A 26,943-nucleotide genomic window follows, 5' to 3' on the forward strand; every position below is an offset into this window, starting at 1 on the left:
ACCTTGATCTCGATACCGTCGATTCGGGCCCAAGCTATGGAGTGCCGGATATGATTTGACTTGGAGAGGAGGATATATGGCATGCATTCAGATCATCGCAATACCGATCAGAAACATATCTTGACGATGCGCTATCCCGCAGCATGGTGGCGGTCCCAGTGGAGGGAAGCGATGCCGTCTGGCAATGGCTGCATCGGTGCTTCGGTATACGGAGGAGTGTACGAAGAAACCATACTGCTCAATCATGAGCTTCTGTGGCGTAAGGGCTCGACACCGGAGTTGCCGGATGTGAGCGCAATACTTCCCGAGGTTCGGCGCCTTCTCGCCGAAGGAGAAGCAGAGGAAGCTGATGGCGTTCTAGTCAAATGCCTGCGCACGAGCGGATACGAGCCGAAGATTGCGTCGCCTCTTCCGCTGGGGGACCTGAAGATTTATATGCCGCAGCACAGCGCCTTCCGCAGTTATGAGCGAAGACTGAACATGGCCACAGGGGAAGTTACGGTTCGTTGGACGGTTGGGGAGACCGCGTACGAAAGATCGTTATTCGTCTCCCGCACGGACGATTCCGTCGTCTTGGCCATCCGTAAGCAGGGTCCGCTTGCGCTGGAAGCCACGATGACCTTTCAGCCGCATAATCCCGAGGATACACGCCGGCCGGGAACGGCTTATATCCCGGAGGCTCCCGAATCGAAGCGGGACAGCCATTATTTATACTACGCCGCTCGCAACAATGACGGCTCGGACTTCGGAGCAGTCGCCAGGATCGTCAATCGGTCCGGGACATTGGGTGCCAATGAACGGGAGTACTCAATTAAAGACGCCGAGTCGCTGCTCGTGATCATCCGGTTGTTTCCGTCGGGGAAGAGGGAAGAGCAGTGGGAGCGCTTGACATTCGAGCTTCGGGATCTGGCAGCCGACTACGAGATGCTGCTCGCACGGCATGCTTCGGAGCACGGCAGATTGTTCCACGCATCGTCCTTCGACTTGAGGGCGCAAGGAAGGGAGCGCTCCAATGAGGAGCTGCTGATGGAAGCATACAGGGGCGAGGTTCCGGACGCACTGATGGAGAAGATGTGGGCGTACGGACGCTACCTGCTTATATCCGCCTCGCGCGAGAAGGGGCAGCCCTGCCATCTCTACGGATTGTGGGCTGGCGATTACGATGCGGTATGGGCGTTTCACATGGTGAACGAAAATTTGCAAATGATGTATTGGCAGGCGCTCTCCGGCAATATGTCGGGCCTAATGCTGGCCGTGTTCGACTACATGGATTCGCTGATGGACGACTTCCGGACGAATGCGCGCCTCTTATACGGCTGCCGCGGGATTTACATTCCCGCTCCGACGGCGCCGGACTCGGGGCTGCTCAAACATCTCCAGCCCCACATCGTACATTGGACCGGGGGCGCGGGCTGGGTCAGCCAGCTGTATTACGACTATTATCTGCATACGGGCGATATAGCCTTCCTGCGCGAACGCGCGATTCCGTTCATGCGCGAGGCGGCATGGTTTTACAGGGATTTCTTCATCCTTGGCGAGAATGGATTCTTTGTAAGTTCGCCTTCCAATTCGCCGGAGAATACGCCGGGGAATTATTGGAAAGGACCCGGTCATTCGATGGGCACGACGGTTAACGCCACGATGGATTTCGCGATCGCCAAGGAATTAATGAGAAACTTGGCTGACGGTTTGCGTGCGATCGGGGAAAGTGAGGAGGAAGAGAATCAGTGGAGGGCTATGCTGGAGCGCATACCTCCATATCAGATCAACGAGGACGGTGCCGTCCGCGAATGGATGCATCCCGATTATGATGACAATTACCATCATCGCCATCAGTCGCATGCGTACCCCGTCTTTCCGGGGATTGAAGTGACCAGGCAGAACGATCCGGCGCTGTTCGATGCTTTCGTCCAGGCTATCCGGAAGCGGCTCGTCATCGGTCTGAAGGAGCAGTCCGGCTGGTCACTCGCCCATATGGCGAATAATTATGCGCGCATGGGAGAAGGGGACCTGGCTCTAGAATGTTTGGATATCCTCGGCCGCTCCTGCGTCATGAATAATTTGATGACGCTTCATAACGACTGGCGGGGCATGGGGATCGGCGTGGATATGGACTGGGCGCCCGTTCAATTGGATGCGAATATGGGATGGACGGCCGCAGTGCAGGAGATGCTGTTGTTCTCTGTGCCAGGCGAGCTGCATTTGCTTCCGGCCTTGCCGACACGGTGGATTCGGGGATCTGTCGGGCCTTTGCTGGCAAGAGGCGGGGTGCAGTGCGAGTTAAGCTGGGATCGGGAAGAACAGATGGTAGACGTGACGCTTCGAACATGCAGCGGAAGGCAGGCTGTCCGGCTCATATTGCCGGACATGGTGGCGCGAATCCAGGAGTTCGAATTTCGGCCAGGACAACCGGTGAATGTCAAGCTGGATGAAAGGCCTCGTCGCTTGCGGCTGGAGCTGAAGCCTTTGTCATAGCATCTGTCAAGGATTTTAACCAAGGAGGAGAGCAATGGAATCGAGTGTATGGATGAACCAGGATGAAATAAGCATTCGGGAAGAGCAATGGAAAGACCATATAGGCGTATTCCGACGTCCGCCAACCCGGATCCCAACGGATACGTGGACGGACGCGCCGCTGCTCGGCAACGGCGACGTAGGGGTTTCGATCGGCGGCGAGGCCCATCATCAGACCTTTTACATTGGCAAAAACGATTTTTGGGTTCAGCCTCATCTTGGCGAAAGTGAAGAACAGCGGATTGGACGCTTGCTCCGGGACAACGGCCGGAGAACGGGCGCGCGCATCATAACGGTCGGGCAGATATCGCTGCTGATGCCTCGGCTCGCGGATGCGTCGTATGACCTGGAGCAGGACATATTGAATGCCGAAACGAGGGGATCATTCCGAAATGAGCAGGTGAAGCTGCGGCTATGTTCCTGGGTTTCCGCAGATTCCAACGTGCTGGTGACCGAACTGGAATGCATGGCAGGGAAGCTGGATGTAACCGCCAGACTCCATGCCGGCGATAGTGCCACCGATGAGGTCTACCATTACGATAACGGGGCCGACCCGGAAGCAATCTGGTTCCGCTACGCCGCCAATCCAGGCAGCCTGCCGCAAGTTCGACGAGTGGCTGCCGCATGTCGTGTCATCGGTACGAACGCGCAAAACAAGTGGCTGTTTCAGAATGTGGAAGCTTCCTTTCAGATCCGGGCAGGAGAACGATTGGCTGTTGTGACGGCGATCGTCAGCAACCGAGACGAGCCGGATTGCCTGCAAGGGGCACTAGGCCTGCTGAATGATTACGCAACCGGAGGCTTGGACGATCTGGCCAAACGCAAGCAAAACCATCGGGGCTGGTGGAGCGAGTACTGGCGCGCGTCCTCGATCGAAATCGGCGATCCCGTATTAGAGAAGTACTATTACGCCTCTTACTACATCATTGGATCCTGTATGCGTCCAGACAAGGTCCAGCCGGGCCTGTTCGGCAACTGGGTGACGACGGACCGGCCGAAATGGACCGGGTCCTACACGATGAATTACAACTTTGAAGCGCCTTACTTCGGCTTGTATACCGGAAATCGGATCGCCTTGTCTTCAGGCTACTGCGATCCCTTGCTGGCCTTCCTTCCCCTTGGAAAAGTATTGGCCCGCGAGAAGTTGAACTGCCGGGGCATCTACATGCCGGTCGAACTCGGTCCGGACGGCATGGTTTGTTCCGCGCTGTTTCACGGCCAAAAATCAAACGCCTCGTTTGCGGCGGTCAACTTGCTTATGCATATTTACTATACATACGATCTGGACTACGCGCGAAAGGTCTATCCTTATCTGCTTGCGGTCGCCGATTTTTGGGAAGACTACCTGGTCTTTGAGAATGGACGTTACGTCATCTACGATGATGACATCCACGAGCGCTCCCAAGACCGGAAAAACCCGATTCTTTCGCTCGGCTTCGTGCGAATGATCATGCGAGCCATGCTCCATTTGAGTGTAGAGCTGGATCGGGATACGCATAGACAGCCGAAGTGGCGGCACATTTTAGCGAACTTGAGCGCTTATCCGCTGATGGAACGAAGCGGCAAAACGGTCTATAGATTGACCGAGGAGGGAATGAGCTGGAACGACCGCAATTCATTGGCGGTGCAGCATATTTTCCCGGCCGGGAACCTTGGACTCGACAGTTCGCCCGAAGAGCTGAAGATCGCGCAGGATACGGTGGCAGAGATGCAGCGCTGGTCCGACTTCAACGCTTTTCCAACCTATTACGCTGCAGCCGCGCGGGTCGGCCATGACCCGGCCGAGCTTCTGGAACGTTTGAGAGCGGAATGCGAGCGGTACGCGCTGCCCAATCTGTCGATCCATCACGGAGGCGGAGGAATTGAGGATGCGGCCGGCGTACCGGCATGCCTGCACGAAATGCTGCTGCAGAGCCATCAAGGCATCCTGCGCCTTTTTCCGACCTGGCCAGCAGACAGAACAGCGAGATTCAAGAAGCTAAGAGCCGTAGGCGCCTTTGTCGTAAGCAGCGAGATTGAGAACGGCAAGGTGCGATACGTTCTGATTACAAGCGAGCGTGGAAGAGAGCTCAAGCTGCTCAATCCATGGCCGGATCGGGGCGTCATCGTTTACCGGGACGGGGCGGAAGGGCAAGCGATTGCAGGAGAACGGATTCAGCTTGAGACGATGCCCGGCGAGCGGCTTCTGCTCCTGCCTGGGTAAATGCGATCCGTATCGGAAATTGAACAGGCACTGTCCAAGCCCGAAGCAGGAACGACGAAGCAAAGAAGCGGATGGTCATAAAAAAAAGAACCTGAGTCGATGGACCAGGTTCTTTTGTATTGCATATAAACAGACGCGGTGATATAATCAGACCACGACTGAGATTGTGTAAAAGGTCATAAATATCTTATCTTACATTTTCATTGTAGCATGCCGAAAAATCTCTTGTCAAATGTTTTTTTTCAAATCCATGGTTAGGAGAGATGTTGAATGAGTTCGTTGGTTATCGATTTTAAGGAAATGGCAACATCCCAGCTTTGGCTTGTTGGCGGAAAAGGATTGAATTTAGGGGAATTATCAAAAATCGAAGGAATCCAAGTTCCTGAAGGATTTTGCGTGACAACCGAGGGATATCAAAGAGCCGTCGAACACAACGAAACGTATCATGCTTTGCTCCATCGACTAACCATGCTATCCGTAGAGGATCGAGATCAAATTGGTGAAATCAGCAGGAAGATTCGGGAAACCCTTATGAACGTTGAGATCCCTTCCGACGTGGTGACTGCAGTAACCGAGTCTCTCTCCCGGTTTGGCGAAGAGCATGCTTATGCCGTACGTTCCAGCGCGACCGCCGAAGATTTGCCGCATGCCTCTTTCGCGGGGCAACAAGACACCTACTTAAACATCATCGGCAAAGATGCCATCCTGCAGCATATCCGCAAATGCTGGGCTTCGCTATTTACGGACCGCGCGGTCATCTACCGTATGCAAAATGGATTTGACCACCGTCAAGTTTATTTATCCGTTATCGTTCAAAGGATGGTTTTCCCGCTTGCTTCTGGGATCATGTTTACCGCTGATCCGATGACCGGAAACCGAAAGCTCCTCTCCATTGATGCCAGTTATGGACTTGGAGAAGCGCTAGTCTCTGGCTTGGTTTCTGCCGATGGTTACAAAGTACGGGAAGGAAAAATCGCCGAGAAGCGGATCGCCACTAAAACTTTGGCAATCTATGCACGGAACGAAGGAGGAACAGAAACAAAGCAGCTGGATCCGGATCGGCAAAAGGCTCAAACCCTGACGGATGAGCAAATATTACAGCTGGCAAGCATCGGGAGACAGATTGAAGCTTATTTCGGTCAGCCGCAAGATATCGAATGGTGCCTAGTCGATGACATATTTTATATGGTCCAAAGCCGGCCTATCACGACTTTATTTCCGATCCCTGAAGCGAATGATGAAGAAAATCACGTCTATATCTCTGTGGGTCATCAACAAATGATGACGGATCCCATAAAGCCGCTTGGATTGTCATTTTTTCTGATGACGACTTCAGCCCCCATGCATAAAGCTGGCGGAAGATTGTTTGTTGATGTCACACGGAATCTGGCATCACCTGACAGCAGAGAATTTTTAGTGAATGGCATGGGACAACACGATCCGCTTCTAAAAGACGCGCTTATGACCATAATCGATCGAGATTTCATAAAACTATTACCAAACGATAAAAACGAATCAAGCCCGGGTAAAAGCAATAAAGGTATGCCGCCTGCCGGTGCCCAACCGCAATTCGATAACGATCCGACGATCGTTTCTGATTTGATTAAACGTAGTCAGACATCGATCGAAGAGTTAAAACAACACATCCAAACGAAGTCTGGATCGGATTTGTTTGATTTTATCCTGGAAGATATTCAGCAATTAAAGAAGATCTTGTTTGACCCGCAAAGTTCGGCTGTGTTTATGGCTGCCATGAATGCTTCAGCATGGGTTAATGAGCGAATGAACCAATGGTTAGGTGAAAAAAACGCAGCAGACACGCTTTCACAATCTGTACCCCACAATATTACTTCGGAAATGGGCTTGGCCCTGCTCGATGTCGCTGATGCAATCCGTCCTTATCCGGAAGTCATCGATTATTTACAGCATGTCAAAGACGACGCCTTCTTGGATGAACTGGTTAAGCTGGATGGCGGGCAGGAAGCCCTTGACGCAATTCAAAGTTTTCTCGACAAGTATGGCATGCGATGTGCCGGAGAAATCGATATCACAAGAACCCGGTGGAGTGAAAAACCAAGCACGCTTATCCCTTTGATCCTGGGCAACATCAAAAACTTTGAACCAAATGAAAGTGTTCGGAAGTTTGAGCAGGGGCGCCAGGAAGCTTTGAAAAAAGAAAAAGAACTATTAGAGCGATTGATGCAATTGCCGGATGGTGAACAAAAAGCCAAAGAAACCAAACGAAAGATCGACCTCATCCGGAATTTCATCGGTTACCGGGAATATCCCAAATACGGCATGGTGAGTCGGTACTTCGTTTATAAGCAGGCTTTGCTGAAAGAAGCCGAACGGCTCGTGCAAGCGGGCGTTATTCATGAAAAGGAAGATATTTATTATCTTACTTTTGAGGAACTTCACGAAGTCGTGCGCACCAATACATTGGATGACCCGGGTTGCATGGTCGAGCAGCAAGCGAGGCTTGCGCCAAGAAAGATGATCAGCCAGCGAAAAGACGAGTATAAATTGTATGAAAAATTAACGCCGCCGCGTCTCATCACATCGGAGGGTGAAATCATCACAGGGGCCTACAAACGAGAAGATCTTCCTGACGGAGCAATTGCAGGTCTTGCCGTCTCCTCCGGCGTTATCGAGGGACGCGCACGCGTCATCTTAAACATGGAAGACGCCGATCTGGATGAGGGAGATATTTTAGTCACCTCCTTTACAGACCCCAGCTGGACGCCATTGTTTGTATCCATCAAAGGACTGGTCACCGAAGTTGGCGGACTGATGACCCATGGCGCCGTAATTGCACGTGAGTATGGATTGCCGGCCGTTGTCGGCGTGGAGAATGCCACCAAACGGATAAAGGATGGGCAGCGAATCCGGGTGCATGGAACGGAAGGGTATATTGAATTACTGTAAAGACCGATTACGTCAAGGAAAAGGGCTTTGGCCTCATTGACGGCATTACATGGAAACAGGCACCGATGCAAAGCTGAGGACACTCTCGGGAAGAAACCCGTATTGACGGGTTTTCTTCCCTGATTGCCCTTGATCATTCTCGTCAAGGCACCCTCGATTTTTTTCGATTGTACAATTCGTGCGCAAGGCGGTCTTGTAAAAAATTGCGGTCAGGTTGTAGCTGCCCTTATATATTGAAGCGGAGTCGTGCCGACACAGCCTGAAAAAGTTCTCGTAAAATGGCTTTGATCGTAGAATCCGGCATCAAAAGCGACGTCGGCAATCGGCCGGCCGCTTAACAGCTCCCGCTTGGCATAATTGATGCGCAGTAAATTTTGATAGGCATGGGGAGCAAGGTGAAATGTCGCATTAAACAGACGAATCAGATGAAATTTGCTGATACCCGAGATCTCTTGGAGTGTATCCAGCGTAATGCGCTCTTTGAAATGAAGATCGAGATATGACTTGACCTGCAGAACGGCGGGGGCTGCACGTTCCATGTCCGAGACGGGGGTTGAGGGCTGCAATATGACCTTCGTTAAATGCATTAATTCCAGAAGCATCGACTCAATCTCTAAGGGCGAGGCATCCTCGTGAAGCAGCGATCTGCAAGCAAGGATCAATTGGCGGCATTGGCTCCCCCGAGCCCCTTGGAGAAGAACCGGGAAATGGGGACGGCGGATCGGAAGATCGCAAGGAACATCGGCAAACCATTCGGGATGAATAAATATCATCGTATATTTCCAAATGGAGGGATTCTCCGGATGACAGGCATGAGGGACCAGCGGGGGAAAACAGACGACCTGTCCCGCTGAAGCCTGGAACTGCTGTCCTTCTGACCAGACGCGTGTGGTTCCCTCCTCAACCAAACCGATGGAGAGCTCCTCATGAAAATGTTTTTTGTACGACAAATGATCTAGGGAATCGCAGTGCTTAAGCTCCAGGAACGGCAAATCGGGGTTACGAACAAAGGTAATTCCGGACAATGAAGTGTTCTCCTTTCCTAATCGAAAATTATATGAAGGACCATGGCAGGTATGAAATAGCTGCATATGGAGCTATAATTCTATTAAATTAAGGAAAGCGCAGTTTATCCTTAATGTCAATGGAGTCATTCTAAAAGTTTGAGATCGTCGATAACGGGAAGGAGGTTATATAATGTTGGCTGTGGTAGAGCAAGACGAGTTTGGAACAAGGGTCCGATTCGAACGCACATTGAAGCATTCCGTGGAGAACGTTTGGTCTTACCTGACGGATAACGAAAAATTGACAAGGTGGTTTTCTGAACTCAAGGTGGAAGACTTGCGTTTGGGCGGAACCATTACTTTTGATATGCAGGACGGAACATTCGAGGTATTTGAGATTACCGATTACAAAGAGCTGTCCGTTCTGGAATATACGTGGGGTGAGGACCGGGTCCGCTTCGAATTGCATCCGGAAAGAGGCGGCTGCCGGTTGGTGCTGACAGAGCGAATCACGAGCATCACGGACCATACGCCTAAGGACATTGCCGGATGGGATGTATGCCTGGATGTCATCGAGGCGCTGCTTGATGAAAGAACGATGGAATCCCGCAAAGATGCGTGGGCGGTTAAATATGAATTGTATAAAAAAGAGTTTGAGAAGCTTGGCGGACATTGATAAGGAGTACATGAACATTGGAAATGATGGAGCTTCGAATTCCGGCAGGTTTTGCCGTTTGCTACAATAAGTTCTATGATGTTGAACCTGAGCCCGATGCAGATGGATTTATCAAGAACTGGCACTATTTCACCGAGGATCTGCTGCAAATCATTCAGATGAGGCTGGAGAAAGGTGAATGGATCGTGCCCAAAAGCGGGCAGGAGAGATTGATTATCGACTTAGGTTGGTCACCGGATTCGAGTGCCAGCGGAGAATATCTGTTGGTGGTCGTAAATGATAACTGGGATACATTAAAGGAAATGCGGTCTAGAAATCGCTTTGAGATTAAAGAAACGCTTGAACATTGGCTGGAATTGATTAGGGCGGAGGCGATTTGAAGGTGATTCCAGCGGGGAAGAGAATGCGTTCTTGCAGTTAAACCGTTAGGGTTAGATCATGCGGACATGTAAACTAACTGTATATCAGGAAGCGTATCAATTGACGGTTGAAGCCGATGATGTTAAGATACGGCTATTAAAGAAGAGGAGGATTGCGATCAATGGTTCACTCCATGCGTTTATGGTAAGTATGCGATAAAGAAGCGGATTTCCACTCGTGTGGGCTTTTTTTGAGCTGCTTATTTTTACGTATGAGGACATTGATTGCGACCTGGACGGCATATTTGCTGTGCCTTATTTCGCTCTGTTCTGGCACGTAACCCATGCAGATTCAAGCCCACACGTGGACTTGAATCTGCATTTTTTATTGCTCTCCTGCTGGCAATGTAACGTCAAAGTCATTGATATGAAAAGGAGGCATGAGGATGCATAGGATACACTGGTTCTTCTTTATATAATCCTCTCTTTGCAAATCGCAGGTCCAACCTGCGAACGAAACGACGGAAACTGCGATTTTCGAAGGAGGTATTTAAATGTTGTTGATAAAAGCAACGGATCTTTATGTGGAATATCTGGGACGCACTGTGCTCGATATCGACCATTTGGAGTTATATGAGTTTGATCGAATCGGTCTGGTTGGTGCCAACGGAGCTGGAAAAAGTACACTGCTCAAAGCGTTGCTAGGCAAAATGCCTGTACAGCACGGCAAGATTGCAAGGGAAGGAACGTTTACCTATCTCCCCCAATTGGATGAGGTAGTCGTCCAAGATGTGCAGGATTACGCCATCGTTGGCAGATTAGGCATCAACCAAGTGCAAGCCGAGACCATGAGCGGCGGGGAAGAAACACGACTAAAAATTGCACAGGCACTGTCGGGCGAAGCGCACGGCATATTTGCCGACGAGCCGACATCTCATCTGGATCGCGGCGGCATCGACTTCCTCGTTAACCAGCTTAAACATTATTCCGGAGCTCTGCTCATCATCAGTCACGATCGTTATTTCCTGGACCAGGTTGTCGATAAGGTCTGGGAGCTGAGAGACGGAAAGATCACCGAATATTGGGGAGGATATACCGATTACTTGGTTCAGAAGGAAGAGGAACGACAAAGCCAAGTAACCCGATATAAACAATACGTGGCAGAGCGGGAGCGACTGGAGCAGGTTATCATCGAGAAGAAAAATCAGGCTCGGAAGCTTGATTCAAAGGGAACGAACAGCAAAATCAGATCGGAAAGCGGCGGACGCCTCGGCCATCAAAAGTCCCAAGGGAGCAAACAAAAAAAGCTCCATAACGCAGTCAAAAATACGGAACGGAGAATCAAAGCGCTTGGCGAAGTTACCGCCCCCGAGGCCATGCGAAATGTCCAGTTCCGACAGAGCAAAGCGCTGGAGCTCCACAATCCATTTCCGATTGCAGGGCAGGATATCTGCAAACGATTCGGAGATAAGGTGATCTTCGACAATATGTCCTTCCAATTCCCGCTTGGAGGAAAAATTGCAATCACGGGCGCAAATGGAGCAGGAAAAACGACGTTGTTCAACATGATCCGCAATCGGGAGAGCGGTATTGCATTATCGCCCAAGGCGGAAATCGGCTGCTTTGTCCAAACCGGTTACAAGTTCGATCGGAATCAGAACGTCATGGCATTCATGCAGGAAAACTGTGAATACCCGGTTTCGGACATTCGAGCGGTACTCGCGTCCATGGGGTTCACGCAGCAGGATGTTCGCAAAGAGCTGTCAGTATTAAGCGGGGGCGAAATCATCAAGCTCCAGCTGGCCAAATTGCTGCTTGGGCGCTATAACATCCTGCTTATGGATGAACCAAGCAATTTTCTGGACGTTCCAGCCGTGGAAGCGCTTGAGACGATGATGCGAAATTACACAGGCACCATCCTATTTATATCCCACGATGTTCGCCTGCTCGAAGGCGTCGCCGATCAGGTGTATGAAGTGAAGGATGGCGGGCTTGTTCGATTGGAGTAACTTCCAGCTTGACGCCGGCAAATATTTCAAGTACCATGTAAAAACATAAAAGCTGTAATCAAGGACATGAATCCTTAACCAAGGGCCGTTCAGAGAAAGAGGACATGGGCTGAAATCCTCTTCGGCACCCCTAAGGATTTACCACCTTGTAGCTGCGATGTTGAAATCAAGGATGATCCTTGAGTGTAAACTTCGCCGGGTGTTCCCGTTACAGAATCCAATGAGGATTCGCTTTATAAGCGGGTCGAATTAGGGTGGAACCACGAGCGCACTCGTCCCTTTGCGGGATCAGTGCGCTTTTTTGCGTGAGATTGAAAACGAAAGAAAGAATAGCGATGACCAAGGACATGAATCCTTAACCAAGGGCCGTTCAGAGAAAGAGGACATGGGCTGAAATCCTCTTCGGCACCCCTAAGGATTTACCACCTTGCAGCTGCGATATGGAAATCAAGGTTTATCCTTGAGAGTATACTTCGCCGGGTATTCCCGTTACAGGATCCAATGAGGATTCGCGATTACGGCGGGTCAAATTTAGGGTGGAACCACGAGCGCGCTCGTCCCTTGCGGACAAGTGCGCCTTTTTGCGTTCAAAAATATCGATATGGAGTGGAGGATTTCTCATGAAATTGAAAGTAATGCTGCCCGATGGGGATATACGGGAATATGATCGGGGCACGACAATTGAACAAGTCGCAAAGTCCATTGGTGCAAGCTTGATGAAACATGCGGTAGCGGGAAAAATCAATGGCGCACCGGTCGATTTAAACCGGACGTTGGAGGAGGACTGTCAGGTCGAAATCATTACGCTTGACAGTAAGGATGGACTCGAAATCCTCAGACACAGCACGGCACACGTAATGGCGCAGGCCATCAAACGCATATACGGAAATCAAGCAGTCAACCTGGGAATAGGACCTGTCATCGACGATGGCTTTTACTACGACATCGACCTCGGAAAAGCATTAACAACCGACGACCTTTCTTCCATCGAGAAGGAAATGGAGCGGATCGTGCAAGAGAATCTTCCCATTGTTCGTCGAGTTGTCAGTCGTGAAGAAGCGGTACAGATTTTCAGCGAGGATCCGTTAAAGCTGGAGCTGATTCATGGTCTGCCCAAGGATGCGGTTATTTCGATTTATGATCAGGGCGAGTTTTTCGACCTTTGCCGCGGACCGCATTTGCCGTCTACAGGACGAATCAAAGGATTTAAATTAATGAGCGTTGCCGGAGCATATTGGCGTGGGGATTCAAACAATCCAATGCTTCAGCGGATTTACGGAACGGCGTTTCCCAAAAAGGCTCAGCTGGATGAACATTTGCAAATGCTCGAAGAAGCCAGGAAGCGCGATCACCGGAAGCTGGGCAAAGAGCTCGGATTGTTTATGTTTTCCGAAGAAGCGCCCGGCATGCCTTTTTATTTGCCTAAGGGAATGATTATCCGTAATGAACTTGAACATTTCTCGCGTGAAGAACAGAGGAAGCAGGATTACGAAGAAGTCCGCACTCCGTTCATGATGAACCAGAAGCTGTGGGAGCAATCCGGCCACTGGGATCATTACCATGAAAACATGTACTTTACCGAGGTCGACGAAACAAAATTTGCGCTGAAGCCCATGAATTGTCCTGGACATATGCTGATTTTTAAAAACAGCCTGCATTCCTATCGAGAGCTTCCGATTCGAATATCCGAATTCGGCCAAGTACACCGTCACGAGTTTTCGGGTGCCTTGAACGGGATGATGCGAGTTCGCACATTCTGTCAGGATGATGCGCACATCTTCGTCAGACCCGATCAGATCGAGGATGAAATCGGCCGAGTTATCGGGTTGATCGACCGGATTTATCAGGTGTTTGGTTTTGAATACACAATCGAGCTGTCGACCCGGCCTGAACAATCAATGGGCTCCGAGGAATTGTGGAACCAGGCAGAATCGGCGCTTCGAAACGTCTTGGATCGCATGGGGATCGTTTACCGATTGAATGAAGGGGATGGCGCATTTTACGGGCCCAAAATTGATTTTCACATTCTTGATGCCTTAAAACGAAGCTGGCAGTGCGGAACGATCCAGCTTGATTTTCAAATGCCGGAGAAATTTGATCTTTCGTACATCGGGGAAGATAACCGGAAATATCGGCCGGTAGTGATTCATCGCGCGATCTACGGCTCGGTCGACCGGTTTGTCGGCATTTTGACAGAGCATTATAGCGGCGCGTTTCCGCTCTGGCTCGCCCCGGTTCAGGTCAAACTCTTGCCGGTATCGGATCACCAACTCAATTATGCCCTTCAAGTAAAGGAAGCGCTGAGGGATGCGGGGATTCGGGCAGAAGTGGATGGGCGCAACGAAAAATTAGGCTATAAAATCAGGGAAGCACAGCTGCAGAAGGTTCCTTTCACGCTCGTACTTGGAGAAAACGAAGTTGCCTCCGGAGCCGTCGCTGTGAGGAAACGCGGCGAAGGAGACCTTGGCGTTAAGCAAGTGGAGGATTTCATGGATCAAATTTTGAACGAGATCCGCGAGAAAAAGTGATAGCGATGGTTCGGTAATGGTTCTGCTTAGTCCACTCTCATCATCCCGGACGGCTTTTCGTCTAGCGAAATGGTACGGAATCAACAGCTCCCGAAATTTCCGTATACATCCTTTTCCAAGCGGGTAATAACTAACAGGACAGCAATCAGGTGAGGATGAAGCGAGAGAGGGGTTAGAGGAGATGAAACGCAAACTGTTAATCACGGGTGCGGCAGGTACTATCGGAAGCGTCGTATTCAAGGGACTGCAGCAAGACAATCGGTATGACGTTGTCGGAGCTGATATACATGCGGACGAGAAGCTGGGCATTGTACAAATGGACATCGGTGACGAAGCCCGGCTGGCAGAGCTAACGCAGGGGATTGACACGGTGATTCATTTTGCCTGGATCAAGGACGACGGGGATTTTCTCGGCAAGGTCCTGGCGGGGAATGTGAGCGGTGCCTACAAATTATTCGAGGCGGCGGTACAAAACGGCGTGCGTCGTATGATATTTGCCAGCTCCAATCACGCAACCGGATATTACAGGACTGACGAGAAGGTTGGTCCCCATGATCCATACCGTCCGGATAGCTTTTATGGTCTCAGCAAATGTTATATTGAATTGCTGGGCAGGCTTTACTCGGATCAAGGCAAGATCTCCTCGTTCAATATTCGTATTGGCAACTTTCCTGGGGATGATCGTCCTCATTCTGAGCGTGCGGGTCATATCTGGATATCCGAGCGTGATATGCTTCAATTGATCGTTTGTTGTATTGAAGCAGATGACGGGCTGAAATATTTGAATCTGTACGGTACCTCAGCCAACAGTGATAACTACTACAACATCGATTATCTGGAGGAACTGATCGGATACAAACCTGAGGATGATGCGACAAAGCTGCTTGAGCTGGCCAAGGCAACAGGACGGAACGTGCGTCAGGATGAAACGATCTATCAGGGTGGACAGCAAGCGTAAATGAGCTATGTGACAATGTTGTCACTCGAAATGGAATTTTGTTATATGAATCGATGGGAAACGTTGGATGTCCCCCTTATACTGGAAATGTTAGATTTCCGAAGGGGGATATCCATTAATGAGTGATGTAGTTAAAGCAATCATACTCGGCATTATAGAGGGCTTAACCGAATTTTTACCGGTATCGTCTACTGGACATCTGATTTTAGCTGGCAGCTTGCTAAACTTTGAGGGAGACGCTGCCACAACTTTTAAAATCGTTATACAGCTGGGTGCGGTCATGGCCGTTCTCATCCTATATTGGAAGAGATATTTGGCGATTGGGACTAATCTGATTCGAATGGATTTTTCTCGTAGTCGAGGACTAAATGTCATACATATGATTTTGGCAATGTTACCTGCACTAATCGTATATCTCCTGCTCAAGGACACGATAAAAAGCCATTTGTTCGGCCCAACCCCTGTCTTGATCGGTTTAGTGGCCGGAGCCGTGTTGATGATCATTGCTGCACGGAGCAGGAGAACCGAAACCGCCGATACGATGGATCGGATAAATTATAAACAAGCCTTCGGGATCGGCCTGTTTCAGTGTTTGGCATTGTGGCCGGGATTCTCGAGATCGGGCTCGACGATTTCAGGCGGTCTTTTGCTTGGCACCAGCCAGAAAGCCGCCGCAGATTTTACGTTCCTCATTTCCGTGCCGGTTATGTTTGGCGCAACCTTACTGGATTTATACGATAGTCGGGATTTGCTAAGCTCAGACGATTTGGTCCTGATGTTGATTGGCTTTGTGACATCCTTTCTTGTGGCAATGATTGCAGTCGTGACATTTATCAAATTGATTAAACGGCTTCGTTTGGAATGGTTTGCTCTATACCGTTTCGTCTTGGCAGCGCTCTTCTATTTTATCATCATACTTTGAGCGGGATTGTTCCGCTCTTTCTTTTTTTATTTAAAATATCCGGTTACAGATAGGATTGAAGACCAATGTATCGAATAAGAAGAATAAGCAACATCAAGGGATCAATTCATCGATGGACTAACAGTAGGAAGAGAAAAGAATCGTTAGCCCATCAGGCTCGTCACAAGTTGTACAAGAGAGGTTGGGATCAGGTTGCAACAGAGTGAACGCTTTGACGTCGCAGTTCTCGGAGGAGGACCGGCCGGCATCGCTGCAGCAATCAGCGCGGCCCGGAACGGAGCGCGAACGATTCTTATCGAACGTTACGGCTTTCTTGGGGGAATGTCTACCGTGGCATTGGTTTACCCTTGGATGACGTTTCACACGGCTGTCGGAGAACAGGTCATTAAGGGCGTCGCACAAGAAATAGTGGACCGATTGATGCTGCTCGGCGCATCTCCGGGACATTTGCGGGATACGGTCGGTTTTGTATATTCGTTAACCCCATATCATCCGGAAGTGTATAAAGTACTGGCCTTTGACATGCTGCAAGAAGCCGGAGCGCACTTGCTGCTGCATTCATTTGTTACGGATGTTGAAGTACAAGACCAGCGCATTACGGAGGTAACCGTTCAGAATAAAAGCGGTCGCAGGCGAATCGCAGCCAAAGTATTCGTTGACGCGACGGGCGATGGAGATGTTGCCTTTGCCGCCGGTGCGGCTTGGGAGCAGGGGAATCAGAACCGGAAAGTGCAGCCGATGACAATGAAATTTCGCATGCGCGGCGTTAATCTCGATGCCGTGAAGGCATACATGCAGCGCAATCCGGAACAATTTTATGAAAAGTCATTAATCGCCGAACTTGATCAGCTCCCGCTGACAGGTGTGATGGGATTCTACAAAGAATGGGAAGAGGCGGGATTGCCGATTCCTAGGGATGGCGTGCTATTCTTTACCGGACCGGGTCCGGATGAAGTGTTGATTAACGTATCGCGCGTCTCGGGATTGGATCCGACGGATGCGGAACATCTTACTTCTGCAGAGATTGAAGGCAGGAAACAGGTGCTCCTGCTCGAACGGTTTTTCCGGGAACATATCGCGGGGTTTGAGAACGCCGTTATCAGCGCAGTCGGCACTCAGATCGGCATCAGGGAGACAAGACGAATCCTTGGCGAATATGTGCTGAACGGCATGGATGTGTTGGATGGGCGGCGGTTCCCTGATGTCATTGCGAGAAGCGGATATCCGATCGATATCCACAACCCGGAAGGGACGGGCGTTACGGCTAACTTCATCCGTGAAGGCGGTGCGTATGACATTCCTTACCGCAGCATCGTTCCACGAGATGTGGATAATCTGCTGCTTGCCGGGCGTTGTATTTCGACTACGCATGAAGCGCAAGCAACGACGCGTCTGACCCCTAGCTGCATGGCCATAGGCGAAGCGGCGGGCGCGGCGGCGGCTCTGGCGGCTCGTATCGATTGCCGCACTGCGGATGTGCCCATTGATCGCTTGCAGGCGGCACTTCTTGCGGGCGAAGCGGAACTGGGGCTTTGACGCTAGTCAGATATATAGCGATAAACCAATGATGACCCTAACTTCATATTTTCGATGAAACGCAGCAGGAGTGCTGCGTTTTTTCGTAGGGTAAGAGCAGGCTTACCCGATGCTGCAATTTCGAACAAAAGGGGTGGCATGCCCTCTATCAAAAATTTTTGTAACATCAAATTTGAACCTTATTGGGCGATGGAGCCAATATCAAGTGTAAGTCTTACAATGGAGGCCGGCCCTATGAATGAAATGGATATTAAACCTTGGCTCATCCGGATGAGCCAGGGAGATGAAGAAGCGTTCCGGGCAGTTTATGATTTAACGCGCGATCAGGCATACGGATTAATCTACTACTTGGCTCCCAACAAACAAGAGGTTCCGGACATTATGAGCGAGGTATATATCGAGCTGATCAAGAGTCTGGACAATTATGAGCAGGGGCAGAAATTCAGTTCTTGGTTCAACGGCTTGATTATCAGGCAAGTTCGTAACTGGAAGCGAAAAAGTTGGTTGGCGAAGGAGTCGTATGCTGGAAAGGGTGAAGGGAGTATTTTCCGAACCGCCTCCTTTGGCGTTGGAAGATCGAGTATCCCACCTGAGTGATCGGTTGGAGCTGATTCCAATGCTCGAAGCGCTGCCTTTGAAGCTTAAAGAGGTTGTCGTCCTCAGGTATTATCAGGATTTGACGCTTGAAGAAATCGCCGACTTGGTGAAGGTTCCGATAGGGACGGTAAAATCAAGGCACCATCATGCCCTGAAGCGCCTGCGCCATATGTATGGTCAGCGCGACCACAGAAAGGAGCGGGACGGCTATGTCTATTGAGCAGCAATTGAAAGATGATTTTCAACAAAATGATAAAAACGTCGTGTGTCCTCCTTCCATAGATATCCGAGTAATGAACGCATACGGGGAGCGAATGCGGGAGGAGATTGGAGTGCAATCGATGGGAAGAAGACGGAGATGGCCAAAGGCAGTAATGGTCATGTTACTGATTGCGGTCGTCAGCGGCTTTGCTTATGCGGGTCGAACGCTGCTCTTTGAGGAGACGAAAGGCAATATGACGATGTCTGCCGAAACGCTGGAGGAGTTAAAGTTAAGCAAGGCTCAACTCGAGCGGATCAGCAAGGCCCGAAATGAGGTGAAGACCCAGTTGAACCCGGGAGAATCGGCCGTTATCTATTTAACCGATTTGGGCAACGTCAGGAGCTTGCCGTTCATTCCGGTCTCGCAACCGGATGTGAACGAGGACCTGGATGTCTGGCGGAAGGCATTAATGGACCGTCATTTTGATAGGATGCCTCCGGAATCCTTGCTTGGAACGTACAGGTTCGCGGGAGGAATGGAGCTTTCTCCCTTCGGCGCTTATGTGGGCTCCGAAACGGATAGTGCAGCTTTACTGGAAGAGTTAAAGGCCGAAAGTGAGGAGACAGGAAAGGACCTTATATGGAGAAAAACTTCCGTACCAGCCTCATTTCCGTTGTTAACGTACACCACCGTGTATCGCAATGCAGATCAAGAGACGCTATATTTGATCATGGAAAATGCACCCGATTCCAAAGTGAAAATACAGTCGTTAGCCCCGCCTTCAGCTGAATATGAAGAGCTGGACCTAAATGGACACGGGGCTCATTATTTTAAAAACGATGCCTATGTATATACCGATAGTCATTTCTACCAAGAAATCAGCTGGATGATTGAACAAGACGGCGAGTCGATCATCTATCGCTTAGGCAGCGACTCGCCTGCTATGACGAAAGAGCAGTTGATGGAGGCTGCGAAAAATCTGTAGGCTGATGCAGGCGAGGTTAATTGAATCTACTGTTTCCGGGAGATTCAGCCCGGAGCCATGCAAGATACAATGAATACATCCATGTATTATTTGGGCGCAGGGTTACTTCCCTGCGCCTTAGACAGTTTAAGCAGCATTATTCTTCAATTAAGAGGGATTCTCACTTCTGCGGCGCTTGTACCGAAATATCCGCGGACTGCCATCCTGCATTCGCACAGACCAGGGCAGTGGCACCTGTGTATGCTGGTTCTAGACAGATGGAGGGTCATCTCAAACGTCCACATGCTTAAAAGTGAACGAAAGGTGTGATCAGGGTTGGGTACAACAAAGAAGGAGGACAGTAAGAGCTGCGAACGATCAGGTATTCGCATAAAAAGGAAACGAAGTAAAGCGCAGCTTACCAGGGTCGTCGACGTCCTTAACACCATTAATACGCAGCTCACCGGCATCAACTCGAACTTGAACAATAATATTAACAGCCTAACATCGGTAATCAGCAACACGGACAACAACTTGAATGCTAGCCTGATTAATTCTTTGAACACATTAAACGCCAGTTTGAACAATACCATCGAGACGAACACAAACACTATAATTAGCAATATGAATAACGGGGATAACGTTACATGTACGGTTCAACAATTCAACAACTCAACAAACTTTGACGTTCCTTGCGGCACAAGTACAACCTATTTTGAAAATCTATCGGCGTCCGCACCGGAAACCGTCATTATCTTTTTCCAAAGCTTCCAGCCAAACACCAATCCCTGCCAGCCTGTGTTAGTAGTCGTAACAAGTGAGGGCAGCGTGCTTGAAGAACCCATATCGCAAACGTTTAGTAGCATACGAGTTGATAACTTCTCTAGCATATCGGTTCGCTGCGAATCCAGCGTACCTCCTCCCGCCGGTGCAGCTTGTAACGGTTTTGTTGGTATAAATGAGTTTTTCTGTGTCTGTTGCTAAGGATCAAGAAAGTGGTATTCAGTATCGATAATTGAGAGGAGGATATTCGTTGAACGATATACAACGAGAATTTCTGTTGGACCGTCTATCGAGACTGAAGATGCCGTATGTCGAGGAGCTGCTGAGAAACGGTGCGGAACCAATCGTGATTCTGGATGCATTCGAATCATTCATTCTCGAGAGAAGCGAGGAGTACCAACGGTTCTTGCAGCAAAATACGACACAGTTCCTTTCACAGCAAATATTAAGCATCATGAAGGACAGATTTATTCAAGAGGGGATCCACAAAGATCACCAGTTTCGAATGGTTTATTTCATGTTAAAAGTGGTAGGAGAAGACTGGGATTGCGGTTGCGGAAGCACTGAGTCACCAGCGAAGGGAGCGATGATTCGCGGTGAGAACACTAACTAAATGCAGGAAGGTTAACTTGAAAGCACGTCGAAAGAACGACATCAATCAAGTTGTTCGTTTGCTCAACACGATTAATGGTCAACTGATCGGCATTAATACGACGATGAACAATGATCTGAATAACCTCAGCAGTGTAATCAGCAACGACAACAGCAACTTGAACGCTAATGTGGTGAATGCAATCAGCTCATTAAACGCGAGCCTAAGCAATCGAGTTACAACTTCGACGAACACTGTGATTAGTAATATGAACAATCGAAGCCAATCGAATTGCACAGTTCAACAATTTAATCAATCTCAAGGCTTCTCAATACCTTGCGGAACAAGCAGTACGATCATTCAGCAGCGTGCTTCTACTCCACCAGAGAGAGTATTCATCATTGCAAGTTCGAGCCAATTGGTTACCGCTCCTTGTCAAGCTATACTGGCTGTAAATTTGCAGGATGGGACGATTATCGAAAGGGAATTGCCTCCAAGGCGCCCTCCTAGTTTTTTTCAAGAAGTGATCTTCTTGGAGTTAGATAATTACGCTAGTGTATCGATTAGATGTGAATCGTCGGTCCAACCACCACCAGTCGGGGCAGTTTGCAATGGTTTTGTGGAGGTTAGAGAGTTCGTTTGTATCTGCTGTTCCGATAATGAGGGTGCATGATAATCAGCCATGAGAACTGCTCTTATGGGAGAACGGTTTTGGAAGGCCGGTTTCATAACTGCTTTTATTAGATTCTCGAGTTGGTTAGTCAAGACAACGTGCAACCGGTGGCAAGCTAACCGATAAGCGAGGTAGGCGAGTTTTGGTATGCCAGTTACACGGCAAATGGTCCCTGCATAAATCGGACTTCCGTTGGACTAGGTTTTCAAGAAAGTGCTCCAATAAGAAATCAATTGACGAAGAAATTAGACGGTGCTATAATCCTACTTAACTTATCGGATATATCTATAATTATAGACTTGTTTCACCTACCAAACCATTGGAAGTGAAAGGTTAGCCTGTAAGGGTGGATGATTTTTATATCAATAGGATGGATGCGTATTCTACCGGACAACCGGAGATGCATCCTTGGATCATGCGTGTGATCTGAGGTGTGTCTTCCGGTTGTTTTTTTATTCGATTCAATATGAGGGGGCAGCAAGTATGCAGTACAGAACACTCGGCAGAACGGGGATTCGGGTCTCCGAGGTGAGCCTCGGGACCATGGCGTTCGGCCGCTGGATCGATGAGCGGGCTTCAGCCGCCGTCTTGGACCAGGCGCTTGAGTCTGGCATCAATCTGATTGATACGGCTGATGTGTACGGCACGGGGATGGATACCGGGAATGTCAACCAGCTTGGAGAATCGGAAGAAATTTTGGGCAGGCTGCTGAAGGAGCGAAGACGGGATATTCTCCTTGCTACCAAGCTGCATAACCCGGTCGGACCCGGCATCAATGACCAAGGCCAAAGCCGCTACCATATTTTTCGCGCCTTGGAGAACAGCCTTACCCGGCTTCAAACAGATTATATCGACTTGTATCAGGTCCATCGATTTGATGAGATCACCCCGCTGGACGAGACGCTTGAGGCGCTTACGGATCTTGTTCGAGAAGGCAAAATCCGCTACATCGGCTGCTCGAATTATGCGGCTTGGCAGCTTGCCAAGGCCCATGGCATCAGTGCGCTCCATGGACTTCGCAGATTCGAGAGCGTGCAGCCGGAATACAGCCTTATTACGAGGGAGATTGAACGCGAGCTGATTCCTTACGCCCAATCCGAGCAAGTCGGGGTTATCGTATACAGCCCGCTCGGACGCGGCATATTGTCCGGGAAGTATCGGACGGGCCAAGCTCCTCCGACGGACTCGCGCCTTGCGGCGGGTGAGCAGAGATTGAAATTGCTGCTGAACCAGCGGCACTCGCTCGCCATCGTGGAAGGGATCCGGCCGTTAGCCGAACAGCGGGGATGGTCGCTTCCCCAGTTCGCTCTGAACTGGGTGCTCAGCCGCCCGGGCATCACGTCGGCCATTGTGGGTGCATCGAAACCCGAGCATATCTCAGAAACGTTGAAGCATTCCGATGAACGGCTGACAGAGGAAGAGTTAAAGGAGGTCGACCGGTTGACAGAGGAGCTTCGGGGCTAAAAAGGAATACGTCAAAAAGGATATCAACCATTACAGATCAGAAAGGTGACATCATTATGAGTTCTAATCAACGTCAATTGCATCTTGGATTGTTTCTATTCGGGACAGGCTATCATCCCGCGGGCTGGAGGCTGCCCGAAGGGAAAACCGACGGCGCTTACGATCCCCAATTCCTGAAGGAGGTTGCCCAAAAGCTCGAGAAGGCCAAGTTCGATTTCTTTTTCCTGGGGGACAGACTGGCCACGAGCGCTGATATGCAGTACTTGTTTCCTTCGCAAATGACCCGGCTCGAGCCATTCACCATGCTGTCATATCTGGCGGCGGCAACGGATAAAATCGGTTTGATCGGCACGGTGAACACCACCTATGCCGAGCCTTATAACATCGCGCGGTTTACCGCCTCGCTGGATCATTTAAGTCGGGGCAGAGCTTCATGGAATGTCGTGACAGGCTCCGATACCCGGGCTGCGCTGAATTTCAGCCGAGAGAAGCATTGGGATAACGCCAAGCGCTACGATTATGCCGAGGAGTTTATCGAAATCGTCAGCGGGCTATGGGACACCTGGGAGGACGATGCACTCCCGCGGGACAAGGCTAGCGGCGTATTCGCCGACGGCAGCAAGGTGCACGAGCTGAACCATGTCGGAGAACACTTTTCCGTTGCGGGGCCGCTGAACATTCAGCGTCCGATACAGGGACAGCTGCCGCTGATCACGGCTGGAACCTCATTACGCAGTCAATTGCTGGCCGCCAAATATTCCGACATGGTCTTTACAGGAACGAATGTGAAGGAAGTCGCCGTGACATTTTACAAGGAAGTGAAGGGGCGTTTGCGGGAGTATGGGAGGAAGGATTCGGATTTGAAGGTCCTTCCCGGCTTAGTTCCGATCGTCGGCCGAACGGAAGAAGAGGCCCGTGCTAAATATGCGGAATTGAATGAACTGGTCGTTACGGATTACGATTTGGGGCCGCTGTCCGATAAGATTGGAATCGACCTCAGGGGATACTCGCTGGACGATCCGCTGCCGGATGTATCCGCTTCGGAAACCGCGCTGCAGTGGGCTGACTTGGCCAGAGCGGCTAACGGGCGAGAGGATATTACGGTCCGGGATCTGTTCTATTTCTTCACCGTAACGGTACGCGGGCATCTGCTCGTGGTCGGAAGCGCGCAGCAGGTTGCGGATATTATCGAGGAATGGTTCAGGGATGAAGCCGCCGACGGGTTCAATGTATGTCCTCCTTATATGCCGGGCGGTCTGGACCTGTTCCTGGAGCTGGTTGTACCCGAGCTTCAGCGCCGGGGCTTGTTCCGTACCGAGTATGAAGGCAGCACCTTCCGAGAGCACCTGGGATTAAGCCGCCCGCGGAACCGTTTTGAACGGATTGCCAAGGGGTGAGCCTGATGAAAGCAAGGAAAGCCAAGAATAAGAAGATGATCTGGGCGGGACAAGCCGGCTTGCTGCTGGTCATATTGGGGATCTGCGAGCATCTGGTTCGTACGGAGACCATCAGCAGCTTGTATTTGCCCGCACCTTCCCAGGTATTTCGAGAGCTGTTCAAGCTGTTCGGCGACGGGGAAATCTGGAGGCATCTGTACGTTACATTGGCCGAGTTCGCTGTAGGCTACGGCTTAGCCGCATTTGGCGGTTTGGCCGTCGGCATGGCTCTGGTGCTGATCCCTTGGGCAGAGCAATTCTTCCGACCGTATCTCTCGGCATTGATGGCAATTCCGAAGGTCACGATCGTGCCTTTGCTTGCGCTTTGGCTCGGGATCGGGATCACGCATAAAATTTCCATTGTGTTCCTGTTCTGTTTCTTTACGATTACGGTCAATACGATGACCGGGATCAAGCAGACGGCGGATAATCATCTGAAGGTCGCCAAAGTATTTGAGGCTACGCGTTACCAAACGATCATGAAGGTGATTTTGCCATCTGCCGCACCCACGATTTTTGCCGGTCTTCGATTATCGGCGGCAACCGGATTAGTCGGAGCTCTGTTTGGGGAGATGCTCGCCTCGAAGGATGGCCTTGGCAACATACTTGTGAAGGCCACGTCGCTGTACAATACGGCCCAGGCTTTTGCTATCGTAGCGCTCGTTACCGTCGTGTCCGTACTCATCATTGCATTGATCGATTGGTTGGAACGCAGCGTGTTTTTGAAATGGAAATCGTCATAGATCATCAAAAATGTCCTTACTTACAGGGGGAGAGGTCCATATGTTCAGAAGAGGATTACGTTCATACATAATTGCGTTTGCGGCGATATGGCTGATCGCCTTGACGGCAGGCTGTGCAAGCGGTCCAAACAGCGGAAATGGAGCGGCTGCGTCCGGTGGGGATGGAGAAAGCGCGGCAGGCAGCAAGCTCGAGAAGATCCGATACGCACCGCTTAGCGGCGTCAGCGGATTAGCGGTGTCCTTCGGGGCCGAAAAGGGTTTCTTTGAAGAGGAAGGACTCGATGTCGAGTTTATCTCTACCAAGGATCCGATTGCAGGCTTGACCAGCAAGGACATTGACGTGGTGGACGTTGCTACAACGACGGCGATTGTAGCTGCAGGCAAAGGCGCACCTGTCAAAATCGTCTCCTCCATGTTTCGGACCAAAGGACCGTTCTACCTAATCGCCTCGCCGGAGATCCAGAACGTGGAAGACCTGAAGGGCAAGAAGGTGGGGATTGCCGTGTTTGGCAGCGGGCTGGAGGTGTATACGCAGTTTATCCTGAAGGAACACGGATTGACGCCAAACGATGTGACCTTCATTGCCAACAGCACGCATCAGGCCGCTTACGCGAGTTTGGAGACCGGACAGGTCGACGCAACCATCATCCATGAGCCGTTCGCGTCCCTGGCGGAGAAGCAGGGAAAAGGTCATATCATCGCAACAGGCTGGGACTATCTGCCGACCTTTCACACCGGGGTGCTGGCAGCACGCGACGGCATTTTGGAAGAAAAGCCGGAGTTGGTTGAGAAACTGCTGCGGGCCTACTTCAAATCGCAGGAATATGCTAAAAGCCATCCGGACGAGTATAAGGCTTACTATCTGAAAAATATCGAGATCGATCCCGAGGTGCTGGATCTGGCGCTAACGCGTGAAGAGGTGCTGTGGGAGAACAATCCGGACGTTGACATCAACGCGCTGAACGACACCCAGCAAATTCAGAAGGATTTGGGCTTCCAGGACGAGATTTACGAGCTGGAGGACATTCTTGATTTGAGGTTTATTCCGAAAAAATAAAGTTATGGCAGGAGGCTTACATATGGCCGGCTTTACGGTGGAGAATGTCTCGAAGGTGTATGACGGCGATCTTCCTACGGTATCGCTACAACATATCAACCTGGAGGTTAGGGACGGCGAATTCCTGTGCATCCTTGGTCCGAGCGGCTGCGGGAAGAGCACGCTGCTGGAGCTGCTGGCGGGTTTGCAGCTTCCGACGGAAGGCGAAATTCGACTGGATGGCGCGAAGGTACAGGGCCCCTCGCGGAGCTCAGGCGTTGTATTCCAGGATGCATCCCTGTACCCATGGCGGACGATATCGCAGAACGTGGGTCTCGGCCTGGAGCTGGGCGGCATGAGAAAGGCGGAGCGGCAGGCGCTTGTAGACAAATACCTGAGCATGGTCGGCCTGCAGGGATTTGGTTCGAAATACCCTCATCATCTATCCGGAGGCATGCGGCAGCGTGCAGGGATCGCAAGGGCGCTCGTGAGCAGTCCGAACATCCTCTTGATGGACGAGCCTTTCGGGGCAGTGGATCATCTTACCCGCCTACAGCTTCAGAATGACCTGCTCCGCATATGGCAAGAGGAGAGGAAGACGGTTGTATTTGTTACGCATGACGTATCCGAAGCCGTCTTTCTTGCGGACAGGGTTGTCTTGTTGTCCCCGCGTCCAGGTCGCATTCATCATATTTTTGACGTTTCCCAAGAGCGTCCGCGGAAGCGGGAGGATGCCCGCCTTCTAAAGATTCAGAACGACATCTATTCCGCGATTTATGACGTGAAGACGGAAGCAGATTTGGAATTTACGATTTAAAC

At 50.5% G+C, this 26,943-nt stretch carries 21 protein-coding genes; 20 read left to right on the top strand and 1 reads right to left on the bottom strand.

Annotated features, from left to right (window positions below; genetic code table 11):
* Window positions 1-81 precede the first annotated feature (81 nt).
* From NST44_RS20030 to ppsA, 3 genes are all read left to right on the top strand, one after another.
* Window positions 82-2,475, top strand: coding sequence for a glycosyl hydrolase family 95 catalytic domain-containing protein (locus NST44_RS20030; protein WP_340900473.1), 2,394 nt, complete (start codon window positions 82-84; stop codon window positions 2,473-2,475).
* 34 nt (window positions 2,476-2,509) lie between these two features.
* Window positions 2,510-4,717, top strand: a complete 2,208-nt coding sequence (locus NST44_RS20035) for a glycosyl hydrolase family 95 catalytic domain-containing protein (RefSeq protein WP_007128157.1) — start codon at window positions 2,510-2,512, stop codon at window positions 4,715-4,717.
* A 270-nt stretch (window positions 4,718-4,987) separates the two neighbouring features.
* Complete coding sequence (gene ppsA / locus NST44_RS20040; protein ID WP_007128156.1) at window positions 4,988-7,642, top strand: phosphoenolpyruvate synthase; 2,655 nt, start codon at window positions 4,988-4,990, stop codon at window positions 7,640-7,642.
* A gap of 209 nt (window positions 7,643-7,851) precedes the next feature.
* Here the strand turns inward: ppsA and NST44_RS20045 are convergent, their stop codons facing one another.
* Window positions 7,852-8,667, bottom strand: a complete 816-nt coding sequence (locus NST44_RS20045) for an AraC family transcriptional regulator (RefSeq protein ID WP_007128155.1) — start codon at window positions 8,665-8,667, stop codon at window positions 7,852-7,854.
* Window positions 8,668-8,839: 172 nt separating this feature from the next.
* Between NST44_RS20045 and NST44_RS20050 the strand changes: the two genes are divergently transcribed.
* The 17 genes from NST44_RS20050 (at window position 8,840) to NST44_RS20130 (ending at window position 26,941) form a co-directional block, all read left to right on the top strand.
* Complete coding sequence (locus tag NST44_RS20050) at window positions 8,840-9,322, top strand: SRPBCC family protein (RefSeq protein WP_007128154.1); 483 nt, start codon at window positions 8,840-8,842, stop codon at window positions 9,320-9,322.
* Window positions 9,323-9,345: 23 nt separating this feature from the next.
* On the top strand, window positions 9,346-9,702 hold the full coding sequence (locus tag NST44_RS20055; protein ID WP_232239373.1) for a hypothetical protein: 357 nt from the start codon (window positions 9,346-9,348) through the stop codon (window positions 9,700-9,702).
* Between the two features lie 533 nt (window positions 9,703-10,235).
* Window positions 10,236-11,690 (top strand): Msr family ABC-F type ribosomal protection protein, encoded by a 1,455-nt coding sequence (locus NST44_RS20060; RefSeq protein ID WP_007128151.1) that lies wholly within the window; start codon window positions 10,236-10,238, stop codon window positions 11,688-11,690.
* A 620-nt stretch (window positions 11,691-12,310) separates the two neighbouring features.
* Window positions 12,311-14,218 carry a threonine--tRNA ligase gene (thrS, locus tag NST44_RS20065; protein WP_340900474.1) on the top strand — a complete coding sequence of 636 codons (1,908 nt, stop codon included), beginning with the start codon at window positions 12,311-12,313 and terminating at the stop codon, window positions 14,216-14,218.
* 181 nt (window positions 14,219-14,399) lie between these two features.
* Complete coding sequence (locus tag NST44_RS20070) at window positions 14,400-15,176, top strand: NAD-dependent epimerase/dehydratase family protein (RefSeq protein WP_007128149.1); 777 nt, start codon at window positions 14,400-14,402, stop codon at window positions 15,174-15,176.
* Between the two features lie 118 nt (window positions 15,177-15,294).
* The gene (locus tag NST44_RS20075; RefSeq protein ID WP_007128148.1) at window positions 15,295-16,098 is read left to right on the top strand and encodes an undecaprenyl-diphosphate phosphatase; all 804 of its coding nucleotides are present in this window, start codon (window positions 15,295-15,297) and stop codon (window positions 16,096-16,098) included.
* Between the two features lie 192 nt (window positions 16,099-16,290).
* Window positions 16,291-17,634: an FAD-dependent oxidoreductase gene (locus NST44_RS20080; RefSeq protein WP_007128147.1), complete on the top strand. Its 1,344-nt coding sequence runs from the start codon at window positions 16,291-16,293 to the stop codon at window positions 17,632-17,634.
* 234 nt (window positions 17,635-17,868) lie between these two features.
* Window positions 17,869-18,231, top strand: coding sequence for a sigma factor (locus NST44_RS20085; RefSeq protein WP_340900475.1), 363 nt, complete (start codon window positions 17,869-17,871; stop codon window positions 18,229-18,231).
* Window positions 18,232-18,250: 19 nt separating this feature from the next.
* Window positions 18,251-18,451, top strand: a complete 201-nt coding sequence (locus NST44_RS20090; RefSeq protein WP_340900476.1) for a sigma factor-like helix-turn-helix DNA-binding protein — start codon at window positions 18,251-18,253, stop codon at window positions 18,449-18,451.
* Window positions 18,441-19,418 (top strand): hypothetical protein, encoded by a 978-nt coding sequence (locus NST44_RS20095; RefSeq protein WP_210094828.1) that lies wholly within the window; start codon window positions 18,441-18,443, stop codon window positions 19,416-19,418. The genes NST44_RS20090 and NST44_RS20095 overlap by 11 nt, the downstream gene beginning before the upstream one ends.
* Window positions 19,419-20,430: 1,012 nt before the next feature.
* The gene (locus NST44_RS20100) at window positions 20,431-20,793 is read left to right on the top strand and encodes a hypothetical protein (protein WP_007128143.1); all 363 of its coding nucleotides are present in this window, start codon (window positions 20,431-20,433) and stop codon (window positions 20,791-20,793) included.
* Between the two features lie 16 nt (window positions 20,794-20,809).
* The gene (locus NST44_RS20105; protein ID WP_340900477.1) at window positions 20,810-21,445 is read left to right on the top strand and encodes a hypothetical protein; all 636 of its coding nucleotides are present in this window, start codon (window positions 20,810-20,812) and stop codon (window positions 21,443-21,445) included.
* 483 nt (window positions 21,446-21,928) lie between these two features.
* Entirely contained in the window at window positions 21,929-22,909 is a 981-nt protein-coding gene (locus NST44_RS20110; RefSeq protein ID WP_340900478.1) for an aldo/keto reductase, read from the top strand.
* 56 nt (window positions 22,910-22,965) lie between these two features.
* Window positions 22,966-24,306 (top strand): LLM class flavin-dependent oxidoreductase, encoded by a 1,341-nt coding sequence (locus tag NST44_RS20115; RefSeq protein ID WP_213615707.1) that lies wholly within the window; start codon window positions 22,966-22,968, stop codon window positions 24,304-24,306.
* Window positions 24,307-24,311: 5 nt separating this feature from the next.
* Window positions 24,312-25,088, top strand: a complete 777-nt coding sequence (locus NST44_RS20120; protein ID WP_213615705.1) for an ABC transporter permease — start codon at window positions 24,312-24,314, stop codon at window positions 25,086-25,088.
* Between the two features lie 40 nt (window positions 25,089-25,128).
* Window positions 25,129-26,145: an ABC transporter substrate-binding protein gene (locus tag NST44_RS20125; protein WP_213615703.1), complete on the top strand. Its 1,017-nt coding sequence runs from the start codon at window positions 25,129-25,131 to the stop codon at window positions 26,143-26,145.
* Between the two features lie 22 nt (window positions 26,146-26,167).
* On the top strand, window positions 26,168-26,941 hold the full coding sequence (locus tag NST44_RS20130; protein ID WP_007128137.1) for an ABC transporter ATP-binding protein: 774 nt from the start codon (window positions 26,168-26,170) through the stop codon (window positions 26,939-26,941).
* Window positions 26,942-26,943 lie beyond the last annotated feature (2 nt).

The sequence above is a fragment of the Paenibacillus sp. FSL W8-0919 genome (assembly GCF_038003785.1).
Taxonomy (GTDB): Bacteria; Bacillota; Bacilli; order Paenibacillales; family Paenibacillaceae; genus Paenibacillus_AQ; species Paenibacillus_AQ lactis.